Genomic DNA, 12,501 nt, shown 5'->3' with positions numbered 1-12,501 from the left:
TTTTATTTAGCAAAGTGGACTTAAAACAAAATTATACTTGAGCAGTTTCTCTGTGTTTAGCAACAAAAAGATCAAGTCTAGATGATTTTCTTGCTGATTTATTTTTGTGAAACACACCTTTTGATGAAGCTTTAGCAATTTCTTTGTGAGCCTTAGCAATTAAAAGATTTTGTGATTCATCACCATTTATAACAGCAATTTTAGCTTTTTTAATAGCAGTTTTAACTCTAGATTTAATTGCATTATTTCTAGCTCTTGCTTGTTGATTTTTTTTGATTGACTTAATTTTTGATTTTATATTTGCCATTGATCTTCCTTAATAAATTGTTTGTATACACTTTGTTAAAATAGTATTTAAAATTATACCAAAAAAATATAAAAAACAAAATCTTAGCTTGTTTTTAAAAGTGACTTAATTTTTTTCTTGGTAGGCCGATATGCTAAAAAAGTCCCAGCAACTACTATATTTGCTCCTGCCTTAAAAACCTGTGAGGCATTAAAATCCTTTATTCCACCATCTACTTGTATTAGAATATTGAATTTATGCAAATCAATTATTTTTCTTAGTTGACTAATTTTTTGTAGACTTATTGGATTAAATTCTTGCCCACCTTTTCCAGGTTCAACAGACATTATCAAAACTAAATCAATAAAAGGTAAAAACTCCTCAATTTCTTCAATTTTAGTGTTTATTTTTATAGCAATTCCAAGTTTTATTTGGTTTTGAAATTTTCTAATAATAGCATATATTTCTTCTTTTGTTAGTGCTTCAAAATGAATAGTTGCATAGTCAACAAAACCAATTATTTCCTTGATTTGTTGCTCAGGTTGATAAGACATTAAATGAATATCACTTATATAATTTGGGAATTTTGAGGTAATTTTTCTAATTTCATCAGTAGTTATAGCAGTATTAGAAACAAACTTGCCATCCATAAAGTCATAATGAATTCATTTTATTCCTAAATTAAAAAGTGTTTGTACTAATTTCATACGCTGTGATTTTGTTGCATTTAAAATTGATGGACTAATTATTTTTTTCATTGCTTTTCCTTCAAAAATGAACATAATTTTGATATCTAGAAGCTGGAATCAAACCTTTGTTTACTCTATTTTTTATATCACAAATTTTATCATTTTCTTGTATATGTTGGCATGAAAAAAATTTGCATTTCCCAATTGAAGATGAAAAAATCTCAAAAGCATATGGCAAATCTAGTTTGTCTAGGTTCAACTCAAATGAAGAAAATCCAGGGGTATCAATTATTGAGATATTATTTTTAGTTATAATTTGAACCACCCTTGTTGTATGTTTTCCTCTATTTAGTGATTTAGAAATTTCTTGAACTTGATAGTTCTCACCTAAAACACTATTGATAAAACTAGTTTTGCCAACTCCTGTTTGTCCAACAACAAAATTAATTTTATTTGATATTGTATTTAGTAGTTCTTGAGATACTTTTTTTTCTAAATTATTTATGTAAAAAATCGTATAGCCCATATTTTCATAGTCTTTTAGCAGATTTGGATAATTGCTTACATCTAAATCTATTTTAGTTACAATGATAATAGGAGTTATTTGCGAGTTTTCAATTAAAATCAAAAACTTGTCTAACAAAAGAGTTGAAAAATTGGGCTCTTTTATTGAAATAATTACTAATGCTTGGTCAATATTTGCAACTTTAGGTCTTGTAAAAAAATTTTTTCTTGGGTAAATTTGTGTCACAAATCCCTTAGGATCATATTCTACAATATCGCCTACTAAAGGCGAATTGTTTTGGTTTCGAAGTGAACCACTTCCTCTTAATAAACTATATTTTTCTTTAGTTTTTAAGTCAATGATATCATAGAATCCTGATATAACTCTAGTTACCCGTCCTTGCACTTATTTGCTCTCTTTTCTGTTGTCTAGCAATATTTTTTCAATTTTGGCTACGCAAGAATTCAAATCTTCATTAACAACATGGTATTGAAAAAAGTGTTTTTGTAAAATTTCTTCTTTTGCTTTCTGTAGTCTTTTTGCAATTTCTTCATCTGTTTCGGTTAAGCGATTTTTAATTCTTTCTTTTAACACTTGGAGTGAAGGAGGTAGTATAAAAATGGTTAGCAAATCGTTTTCTTTACCTTCTTTTTTGAACTTTTCAATAATTTTGATAGCACCATTTGTGTCAATTTCTAACAATGGCAAAAAACCTTGATTTTGAATGTCTTTAATTTGTGATTTTAGAGTGCCATAATAATTATCAAAATGAGCATTTCATTCTAAAAACTCATCGTTTTTAATACGATTTTCAAAATCTTGTTTGTCTAAAAAATAATAATTAATACCATCTTGTTCAGTAGGTCTTTTGGCTCTTGTGGTAGCAGATATCGACAATTTTAATTTTAAATTTTTATTTTTAAATAATATTGATTCAATTGTGCCTTTACCAACTCCTGAAGGCCCAACTAAAATAACTAACTTACTCATTTATTCAACCTCATTATATTCCAAAAAGAAAACTGTGTTTTTTGCATATTGTTTTGTTTTAATTATTTTGTACATGTTGTCAGGGATGAGTTTATTGCCCAAATCAGTTTTATAAACTATTATTCCACCTTTGTTTAAAATTTTATAATTGAATATTTTTTTAAAAGATTCAATAGTCACTTGTTCTTCTTTATGTGGTGGGTCTAGAAAAATTAGATCAAATTTTTGATTTTTAATTTTATCAAGTACATTTAGTGCGTTTTGATTTACAACTTGATAATCAACAATCCTATATTTTTCAACACATTCTAATATATTATGATATATTTTTTTGTTTAGCTCGCTAGCTAAAACAAACTTTGCTCCTCTTGAGACTGCTTCAATTCCAATAGCACCACTACCCGCAAATAAGTCAAGAACACTTTTATTTTGTATGTAAAATTGCAGAGATGAAAAAATAGACTCTCTAACACGATCGGACATAGGCCTTGTAATTGAAAAGTCTGGATCTTTAATTAATGCTCTTCGGTATTTTCCTGCAATTATTCTTATCATAAATTGAATAAAATTATAACAAATTTAATTAAAAAAAATAACTATTTTTTTCGATAAAGTCTTCTAAAACAACTTGTATTTTAGGAACAAAATTAAAATCTATCTTGGATAAAAAAGTTTTGATATCGAAAGCTGATCAATAAAGAATTTCAAGTGTTTTAGCTTCAAATTTATAGAACTTTTTTCTATTTTCATGCAATATGCATTGCATACCTTTATCAAATTCGAAGTGCGAAAGTCTTTGATTATTATTACAATAGAAACACGAATTTAGATTTGCTACTAAACCTTCTAGTCCTAATCATTTTAGTAATAAATAGATATAAATTGCCAAATAATTTTCATTATCAATGATGTTGTAAGCTTCAACTAAAAAGGAAAATATCTCTCCATGATATGAAGTTTTTCAAATTTTAGATATTAAATTTCAAAAAATAATGACATATTCCTTTTGGAAATCAAGGTTTTTTATAAAATATCCTTTTTTAAGTTTAGATAGCTTATTTACATGATAAGATAAAAAAATTTCATATTCACCATAAGTAGCTAGCACTAAAGAGGAGCGATTTTTGCTATTGGGTTTTCTAACTCCAACAGCTATGAAGGAGATAATTTTTTCAGGTGTTGCAATTTTGATAATTTGATCATTTTCCTTGTAATCTTGACTATAAATTACAATCCCTTTAATACTAATAGCTGCCATACTAAAATTATATTAAAAAATGTAACCAAAAATAAAAAAAGCCTATAAATTTATAGCATTTTTGAACATAATTAGCTTTTTAAAACAAGAAAAAACCACCTTGATTTCAAGGCGGTTTTTGATATATTAATTTTATAAATTATTCTTTGTTAACTTCAGCATCAATGACATTTTCGTCTTTGCTTGAATCATCAGTTGTGTTTGCTTGATGTGCTGCTGATTGGGCAAAAGCATGTGCTGCTTGTTCAATTTGATCTAATTTAGTTTTGAGTTCATCAAATTTTTCTTCTTTAATTAAATCTTTTAATTCTTGTACTTGTTTTTCAAGCATTTCTTTTTGTTTTGCATCGACTTTTTCACCTTGATCACTAATTGATTTTTCAATTTGATTAATTAGCGCTTCAGCACGTACAGTTGTTTCAATTTGTTCTTTTTTCTTAGAGTCAGCTTCACGATTCTCTTCAGCTTCTTTAACCATTTTTTCAATTTCTTCTTCAGTTAAAGTTGTTGTATTTTTAATTGTAATAGTTTGTTCTTTACCAGTTTTTTTATCTTTGGCAGAAACGGTAGTAATCCCGTTGACATCAATTGAAAAACTAACTTCAATTTGTGGCACTCCTCGTGGTGCTGGCTCGATTCCAGATAAGTTAAATCTACCTAAAGTTTTATTATCATTTGCAAATTGACGCTCACCTTGAACAACAGATATGGTAACTTCGCTTTGGTTATCAGCAGCTGTAGAGAAAATTTGTGATTTTGTAACTGGAATGGTAGTATTTCTTGGGATTAAAGGTGTTGCAATTCCACCTAGTGTTTCGATTCCAAGTGTTAATGGGGTAACATCGAGTAGTAAAACATCGTTGATTTCACCAGCTAAAACCCCCCCTTGAATAGCAGCTCCAATAGCTACTACCTCATCTGGATTAATTGAGCGATTTGGCTTTTTATTTAAGGTGTGCTCAATCATTGTTTGGACAGCAGGAATTCGAGTTGAACCTCCAACTAATAAAATTTCATCGAGGTCTTTAGCTTCTAATTTGGCTTCTTTGAGCGCATCAACAATTGGTTTTCTAGTACGGTCTACCAAGTGGGCGCTAAGCTTTTCAAATTCAGATCTTTTGAGCTCAAGTTCAACATTAATTGGTCCATTTTCATTCATACCTAAAAAAGGTAGTGTAATTGTGGTAACCATTTGGTTTGATAAGTTAATCTTTGCTTTTTCAGCTTCTTCTTTTAATCTAGATAAAGCCATTTTGTCTTTAGTTGCATCAAAGTTGTATTCTTGTTTAATTTTAGCTACCATTCAATCAACAATTACTTGATCTCAGTCATCACCACCTAAATGGTTGTCCCCACTTGTTGATAAAACTTCAAAAGTACCACCAGATAGTTCTAAAATGGAAACATCAAAAGTACCTCCACCTAAGTCATAAACAAGCACTTTCATATCTTTGTCAGTCTTATCAAGACCAAAAGCTAAAGCAGCAGCAGTTGGCTCATTAATAATTCTTTCAACTTGTAGACCAGCGATTTTTCCTGCGTTTTTAGTAGCCTCTCTTTGGGCATTATCAAAGTAAGCAGGCACAGTAATAACTGCTTTGCTAATTTTGTGTCCAACTTTTTTTTCTGCATATTCTTTTAAATATCCAAGAATTTTGGCTGAAATTTCTTCTGCTTTATATTCTCTGCCGTTAGCTTTAACAGTTTTTCCAGTTCCCATAATTCTTTTGATTGAAGCAATTGCTTCAGGGTTGGTCTCAAGTTGTCTTTTAGCAGCATCTCCAATAATTTCTTCACCATTTTTAAAGGCAACAACAGAAGGTGTTGTTCTTTTTCCGTTAGGGTTTTCTAAAACAACAGGTTTTTTGTTTTCAATAATAGATACTACTGAATTAGTTGTTCCTAAATCTATTCCTAAAATAATCTCTTTTGACATAATCTCTTCCTTGTAAATTTTTTAATTTATTTAATTTAAAATTATTTACAAATATCCTTTCTTTTATCCGATAACAATAGTATAACATAAAAATTGGCACTACCAAAGAAAAAGTGCCAATTTTTTTAATAAAATAAAAAAAGTGTTTGCACACTTTTAATATTTAACTTGTAATTCATTCATTTGAGTTGTTATTAATTTAGATTCTTTTTGAGTTTGTTTTATTTTCACAAATGTCAAAATCAGTCCTATTAAAAATGCAGTTGCAAGCATAACAACTAAAAGGGTAAATGACAATCATGTTGCTTCAACAAAGTCGTTTGGAAAATCACCTTGTTTCACTTTTAAAATATAAACTGCTAATAAACCAGCAAAAGCGCTATAAAATAAAAAGGCTGCTATTAAAAAAATTCAAATATATTTTTTTAATTTTTTTAATTTTATTGTAGTTGATTCTTTATAACTTTGAAAATCCATGTTTACCTTCTTATTTTGAAAAAATTTAAAATAATATTATTAATATTATATAATATTTATAAATTATTATATATAAATTATGACACGATTTAAACAATTAGTAAGTAAAATTAACTTACCTAAACAAGCCGGTGTTTATAGGTTTTATGACGATCAAAAAAGATTATTATATGTTGGTAAATCTAAAAATATCTATGAACGAATTCATCAATATGCTACCGGAAGTATCAATTCGTATAAAACAGGAAAACTTTTACAAGAAACAGTTGACATCCAGTATACAATAGTTGCAAATGAGACAGAAGCTTTAGTGTTGGAAAAACGTTTGATAAGTTTGTATCAACCGAAGTACAATATTGAATTAAAAGATGATAAAGGCTACCCTTATATTCAAATTAGAAAAGACAACAAATTAATCAGTATTGATATTGTTTATAAAATAAAGCGTGGGCATAAATATTTTTCTTATGGACCTTTTTTAAAAAGAAGTGCTGCTTTTGAAATTAAAAAATTACTTGAAAGTGAATTATTGTATGAAAAGGGTGCGAAAATTACTTTTGAAAATCAAGAACAGGTTGATGATGCTTTTAATTTAAGCAAAGATATTTTACAAAAAAGAAAATGAATTAATTATTATGAACAGAAAATGAACTTTGCTATTGAAAATATGCAATACGAAATTGCACAAAAATATTTTGAGAGCATTACAGTTTTGAAACAAATGGCTCACCAGTATCAAAATGTTGATTTAAATAGTGACGAAAATTTAGATTTTATGTATTTTGACTCTGTTGGTAAAAATAATTTAGTTATTACTTTTTTATTTTATAGAAATGGTTATATGTTGTCACATCGCACTTTTTTTGTAGATATTCTATTTAGTTTAGAAAACACAATTACTAGTTTTGTCAACAATTATTACAAAAATAATTTTTTGCCTCAGTATGTATTTGTTACTGAAGAATCCAGTAGATTTTTTGAAAATCATCTTGATTTTCATATCCCAATTAAAATAGCAAGATCAAAATCACATTTACAGATTCTAGAAAATGCTAAAATCAATAATAATGATTTTATTAAAAAAGATTTAAGAATTAAATTAGAACAAGAAAATAATTTGAATAATATATTAAAACAAATGAGATATGAATTAAACTTAGAAAAAAATGATATTATTTTGCTCATTGATAATTCGCACATCGCTAATCAATTGCCAACAACTGGAGTTATTTATTTTTTAAATGGTTTGCATTCAAAAAAATATAATCGATTTTTTAATTATACTGGTAGCAAAAAAGGTGATGTTAATTATTTAGAACAAGGTTTAAAAAAGCATTTTAGTGTTAAAAATGCTTTAATTCCCGATGTTATTTTTGTAGATGGTGGTATTGCACAAATCAATACTGTAGAGACTATTTTGTTAGCAAAATCTTTAAAGATTCCTTTATTTGGGTTGGTTAAAAATAGTAGACACAAAACTGATCATATATTAGATAAATTTGGTAATAAGCTAGAAATTAGCCAAAATGTTTTTAATCTAATTGCAAATATGCAAGAAGAAGTGGATATTTTTAGCAAAAGCAAATTACGAAATAAAATTATTAAAAAAATTTTAACACAATAGTTAACAAGATTTTTGTCAAACACCTATAAATTTATACACTTTTTTACATTTTTGTCTTTATAATAATTAAAAAATCTTTTGGATAATTAATAATTTTTTAGCACTTAATATGCTTTTGTGCTAGAATTGTATTTTATGACAAAAAAAGATTACTATGAAGTTTTAGGTATAAGCAGATCAGCAGATACATCAGAAATCAAAAAAGCATATAGAACTTTAGCAAATAAATGACATCCAGACAAACATAGTCAAAAAACTGAAGCAGAAAAAAAAGAAGCTGAGGAAAAATTTAAAGAAGTTCTTGAAGCTTATGAAGTTTTATCCGATGAAAATAAAAAAAGTCAATACGACACCTACGGGCATGCAGCATTTGAACAAGGTGGTATGGGCGGAGCACAAGGATTTAGTGGCTTTAGCGGCTTTGGTGATATTTTTTCTGACTTGTTTGAAGGTTTTGGTTTTGGGGGTAGATCATCAAGAAATTCTAACCAAGCTCAAAGAGGACAAGATTTAATTAGAAGTATTAATATTAGTTTTGAAGACTCAATTTTAGGAACAAAAACTAAAATTAATTTAGATAAATATAACAACTGTTCGCACTGTAATGGCTCAGGAGCCAATAGTTCCCAAGATATTCATGTTTGTCCTACATGTAATGGAAAAGGACAAGTTATTGAATTAACAAGAGTGCCTGGTTTTGGTCAAATTCAAAATACAACTACCTGTAGAAAATGTGCTGGTTCTGGCAAGATAATTTCAAAAAAATGTAAACAATGTTTAGGATCAACCTATACAAAAATCAACGAAACAATTACCATAAATATTCCAGCTGGAATTCGCGATGGTATGCAAATTCGCATGTCAGGTTACGGAGGGCCAGGGAAAAACCGTGGTTCAAATGGTGATTTATTGTTAGAAATTAATGTTCTTTCACACAAACATTACACAAGAGCTGGTAGTGATATTCACATTAATTTGCCAGTATCAATTGTAGATATTATTAATGAAAATTATGTTGATGTTCCTGCACCAATAGGTATGCAACAAATAAGACTTCGTCAACATTATAAATCTGGTGATGTAATAACAGTTAAAAATGCAGGTGCTCCCATCAAACCAAATTCTAGTTCAAAAGGTGATCTTAAGGTTCATTTAGTATTTTATATTCCTGATTTTTCAACTAAACAAAAACAGAAATTAAATGAAGTTTTTGATGAGTTAAAGGACAAAACTAAAGATAAATGATTGAAGGATTTCTATTAAAAAAGTGTTTATTTTTGTACATTTTTACAAAAAATATATTAAAAACAAAGGTTTTTATAATCTTTGTTTTTAATATTAATAAATATTTATTTAAAAATATAAATAGTAAAATTGTTAATAACAACTGAATTAGAAGGGGATCATGTCTTATTTTTATTGAAGAGGAAATTTTTTAACTTATTCTCAATCCAAATTTGTTTTTTATATTTTTTTAGCTTTGGGTATTTTGTTACTAATTCTAATTTATTTATTTCGAGAGGATCTAAAAATTTGATATTCAAAACAACTTAGTGATAAAAATAATAAATCTACTTTCAAAAATATTAAAACCTGATTTATCATAATTGGTTTATTTTTATGGATATTTTCATATATTAGCCGAGTAATTATTTTAGAAATAGATGATTATCCTTTTAAATGAGAATTTCTTCCTTTTCATTTATGTAGGCTGGCTATTTTGGCTACAGGTTTAATTTTAATTTTTGATAAAACACATTTTAGTAAATATTTTGTTGTTCCTTCCACTCTTGGTGCTTTATTAGCACTTGCTATTCCCGATTTAGAAGGTGGAGCCCATGATGATATTATTTATAATGGATTAAATCCAAATGCAGTTAATAATTCCAAAAAATATGGGATCAATTGAGGCTATGATTCACACTTATTTTGAGAATTTTTAATCACCCATTTTTTATCTTTAGTTTTACCATTTTTTTTACAAATTATCCAACCTAAGGAAGAAAAAATAACTATCAAAGTTCTATGAAAATCTATATATTTAACATTTTCAGTAGCTTTGTTTCTTTTCTTTTTCTCATGAATTATTTATGCAATTGTAGAAAAACATGGAAGTCCAGCACAACAAATATCTTGAAATGCAAATTGATTCTACATGGGGCACAAAGGTATCTCTACTCTTGGAGAATTAACCAAGTGGCCTTATAATATTATTAGTTTAACTATTATATTTTTTGTTCTCTTTTGACTAGTTTTTGTAATTAAAATTTACTTTGAAATATATTCTTTTAATCTTTCTTATCAAAATAGAAAAATTAGATTTTTCTATATAAAAAGACTTAAAAAAACAGTTTTTAAAGAGAATGTTATTAAATCTAAGCACTAATATAAAAATACAAAGAAAGGAACTTAATGAATAAGGCCAGAAAACAATTAATTCAATTTATTGAACAAAAGCAAAAACAGTTAAAATTAAATCAAATTATTGCTTATTATGGTGCAAATATTGCTAAATGAGTGTTATTTTTAGCCAACATTATTGTTGTAATACTTGCTATAATAGTAGTTGTGATCGAAGTCCAACGCTATATTAAAATACCTACAGAAACTAAAACAATTTTGGGCGACTTAGGTTTAACAATTGTGCTTGCTACCTTTATTATATTGACATTTTTCATTAATATTTTTCTCTCGGTTTATAGAGCAGTTATGAAATATGATGACTACAAAAAAGCACAAAGAGAACTAAGTTATATTTATTTTCAAATAGAAAAAAATCCTCAATATTCTTTTGCAGATTTTGAATCTGACTATGAAAAAATTACTAAATTTTATTTTACAAAGAAACAAGTTTCAAAATTGATGCTAGTAAAAAAGGCAGTCTTTGGTGGTAAAAAATGATTATAAAACATACAAGATTAGATACAGATGCCTATGTTTTTGCTAAGTTTTTATTTAAAAAAACTTTAATAAAAGCAAAAAGTTTTCAAATACTTTTTTGATCTTTGACAGTATTTAGTATTTTCTTTGCCTTTTTTACTACTTTAATGGGGGTTTTTAAATTAGCCTCATCAAAATTATCTGAATTTGAATCATTTAGTAGATTATTTATACAAATTGATGCAAGTGGCAAAGAAATAGATCAGTGACCTATTTTTGTTTTGTGAATTAATTTATCAATTAGCTTGATGAATGGGTTGTTTGCTTTGTTTTTTGTTAAAAATCGTTGATTAAGAAATCAAGAAATTAATAATTTTTTGCGCGTTGAATTAATTTTATATAAAAATAAAGTGGGCAAATATAAATATCAAGAACATAGACAAATTGAACTATATAACATAATTTTTTCTCAATTAGGCGCTTTAAAAGCGCTTGAATATAAACACATTTTTAAGAAAAAGGTAACAAACAATGACTAAAGAAGAACTCAAACTTAAAATAGAATCAGAGGTTAGTATACTAGCTCGTAAGGCACAAATTTCGAGAGCTATTTTCTTAATATTTAGTATAGCTTTAATTTTGATGTCAACATTTAATGGTCTTTTATCTGCTTATGCAATTACCAAAAATCCCAATGTAGAAGCTGTTAAGTTGTTTGTAGGTATTGCTATAATCAATGCACTTGTTACTTTTGTTACCAGTTTATCAACAACATTTCTATTTGAAAATATATATAAGAAAAATACTTCTAAAATTGAATATTATGAAGAAAGAAAAAAGCAATTACTAAGTGATGAAATAATTGATATTGACAAAATAGCTATTGAAATTACTAATGTGTCAATTGAATAGTTTCTTCTTTTACATCATCAATATTATAAATTTCTAGTAAAACATACAGCATTACTCTTTTAATTCTACTAGTGGTATAACGTTTGGAATTAGTTCGATTTATAAATTCTTCAAAAGTTGGAGCATCAATATGCTTTTTAAATAAGTTTTCCATACCTTCGCTTACTAAATGGATTTGTTTTAATTTATCAACAGGTGTGTTAATTACAACCTTTTGAAATTGAGCATATAAATCTTGAATTTGAAGAGGTTTTGTTTCAATTTTCATAGGTGAAAATTGAGAAATGTCTATATTTTTATAGATCATTTGCCTTAGTAAGGTTGCTGAGGCAAAGTTATTATTGGCTTCTAAACTATGAAAATTAACCGTTCTTTTTATACTAAAAGCTTGTATGTTATAATTGTTAAATACAATTTGTTTTATATATTCAAAACCCAAAATATCATTTGGTAAAGTGATGGCTTGGCCAGTCAAATCACTTAATGATTTTGCAGCTGAGTTGGGAAAAGATAAACCTTGCTTTAAATTTTTTTTAATATTGTAGTTGTATTCTTCTAGGTTATTTTTTATAATGTTTGCTAAAAAATATAAATTTTCAATATTATTAGATTCTGAACCAAAAATTAGTTTGTCAATATTATGTTTTGCAATTATTTCAATTGCTCCTTTGGCAAAAATATGAGCTGCTTGAGTTGCATATTTAAATGGTAGTCTAATTACTTCATCAACTCCATAAGCCAATGCTATTTGTTTTCTTTGCTCAAAAGAAGCAACAGCAGGTTCGCCTCTTTGTACAAAATTACCTGAGAGAATAACATATATTTTATCATTGGGAAAATGTTTTTTTACATAGTTAATTTGGTAAATATGTCCGTTATGAAAAGGGTTGTATTCTGCAATTATTGCTATTGCCATAGTTTTCCTTATAAAATTTAAATTAGTG

At 27.1% G+C, this 12,501-nt stretch carries 15 protein-coding genes; 6 read left to right on the top strand and 9 right to left on the bottom strand.

The genetic code is table 4. The annotated features are described in order from the left end of the window. Positions 1-31: 31 nt before the first annotated feature. From rpsT to MCJ_RS02965, 8 genes are all read right to left on the bottom strand, one after another. Positions 32-307, bottom strand: a complete 276-nt coding sequence (rpsT, locus tag MCJ_RS03000; RefSeq protein WP_012751820.1) for a 30S ribosomal protein S20 — start codon at positions 305-307, stop codon at positions 32-34. Between the two features lie 83 nt (positions 308-390). Further along, a complete protein-coding gene (locus MCJ_RS02995) occupies positions 391-1,044 on the bottom strand; it encodes a ribulose-phosphate 3-epimerase (protein ID WP_012751819.1) in 654 nt (217 codons plus the stop codon). Next, the gene (rsgA, locus tag MCJ_RS02990) at positions 1,028-1,885 is read right to left on the bottom strand and encodes a ribosome small subunit-dependent GTPase A (RefSeq protein WP_012751818.1); all 858 of its coding nucleotides are present in this window, start codon (positions 1,883-1,885) and stop codon (positions 1,028-1,030) included. Before rsgA ends, MCJ_RS02995 begins: the two co-directional genes overlap by 17 nt. Beyond that, positions 1,886-2,470 carry a guanylate kinase gene (gene gmk, locus MCJ_RS02985; RefSeq protein WP_012751817.1) on the bottom strand — a complete coding sequence of 195 codons (585 nt, stop codon included), beginning with the start codon at positions 2,468-2,470 and terminating at the stop codon, positions 1,886-1,888. Next, positions 2,471-3,025 (bottom strand): 16S rRNA (guanine(966)-N(2))-methyltransferase RsmD, encoded by a 555-nt coding sequence (gene rsmD, locus MCJ_RS02980; RefSeq protein WP_012751816.1) that lies wholly within the window; start codon positions 3,023-3,025, stop codon positions 2,471-2,473. It abuts the gene before it with no gap. Positions 3,026-3,053: 28 nt separating this feature from the next. Continuing rightward, complete coding sequence (gene recO, locus MCJ_RS02975) at positions 3,054-3,728, bottom strand: DNA repair protein RecO (protein ID WP_012751815.1); 675 nt, start codon at positions 3,726-3,728, stop codon at positions 3,054-3,056. Positions 3,729-3,867: 139 nt separating this feature from the next. After that, positions 3,868-5,664 carry a molecular chaperone DnaK gene (gene dnaK / locus MCJ_RS02970; protein WP_012751814.1) on the bottom strand — a complete coding sequence of 599 codons (1,797 nt, stop codon included), beginning with the start codon at positions 5,662-5,664 and terminating at the stop codon, positions 3,868-3,870. 156 nt (positions 5,665-5,820) lie between these two features. Then, entirely contained in the window at positions 5,821-6,141 is a 321-nt protein-coding gene (locus MCJ_RS02965; protein ID WP_012751813.1) for a hypothetical protein, read from the bottom strand. A 79-nt stretch (positions 6,142-6,220) separates the two neighbouring features. Between MCJ_RS02965 and MCJ_RS02960 the strand changes: the two genes are divergently transcribed. From MCJ_RS02960 to MCJ_RS02930, 6 genes are all read left to right on the top strand, one after another. Next, on the top strand, positions 6,221-7,765 hold the full coding sequence (locus MCJ_RS02960; RefSeq protein ID WP_012751812.1) for a GIY-YIG nuclease family protein: 1,545 nt from the start codon (positions 6,221-6,223) through the stop codon (positions 7,763-7,765). Positions 7,766-7,900: 135 nt separating this feature from the next. Then, positions 7,901-9,028 (top strand): molecular chaperone DnaJ, encoded by a 1,128-nt coding sequence (gene dnaJ / locus MCJ_RS02955; protein WP_012751811.1) that lies wholly within the window; start codon positions 7,901-7,903, stop codon positions 9,026-9,028. 142 nt (positions 9,029-9,170) lie between these two features. Then, a complete protein-coding gene (locus MCJ_RS02945) occupies positions 9,171-10,151 on the top strand; it encodes a YwaF family protein (RefSeq protein WP_041594549.1) in 981 nt (326 codons plus the stop codon). Positions 10,152-10,177: 26 nt separating this feature from the next. Next, positions 10,178-10,672, top strand: a complete 495-nt coding sequence (locus MCJ_RS02940; protein WP_012751808.1) for a hypothetical protein — start codon at positions 10,178-10,180, stop codon at positions 10,670-10,672. Beyond that, positions 10,663-11,184 (top strand): DUF4231 domain-containing protein, encoded by a 522-nt coding sequence (locus MCJ_RS02935; protein WP_041594548.1) that lies wholly within the window; start codon positions 10,663-10,665, stop codon positions 11,182-11,184. Before MCJ_RS02940 ends, MCJ_RS02935 begins: the two co-directional genes overlap by 10 nt. Next, complete coding sequence (locus tag MCJ_RS02930; RefSeq protein ID WP_012751805.1) at positions 11,177-11,557, top strand: DUF4231 domain-containing protein; 381 nt, start codon at positions 11,177-11,179, stop codon at positions 11,555-11,557. The genes MCJ_RS02935 and MCJ_RS02930 overlap by 8 nt, the downstream gene beginning before the upstream one ends. Here the strand turns inward: MCJ_RS02930 and MCJ_RS02925 are convergent. Continuing rightward, on the bottom strand, positions 11,538-12,473 hold the full coding sequence (locus tag MCJ_RS02925; protein ID WP_012751804.1) for a nucleotidyltransferase: 936 nt from the start codon (positions 12,471-12,473) through the stop codon (positions 11,538-11,540). The two genes, MCJ_RS02930 and MCJ_RS02925, sit on opposite strands and share 20 nt — an antisense overlap. Positions 12,474-12,501 lie beyond the last annotated feature (28 nt).

The organism is Mesomycoplasma conjunctivae (assembly GCF_000026765.1).
GTDB lineage: Bacteria > Bacillota_I > Bacilli_A > Mycoplasmatales > Metamycoplasmataceae > Mesomycoplasma > Mesomycoplasma conjunctivae.
Note: the sequence above shows the minus strand (reverse complement) of the source record. Positions and strands in the feature narration are given on the sequence as shown.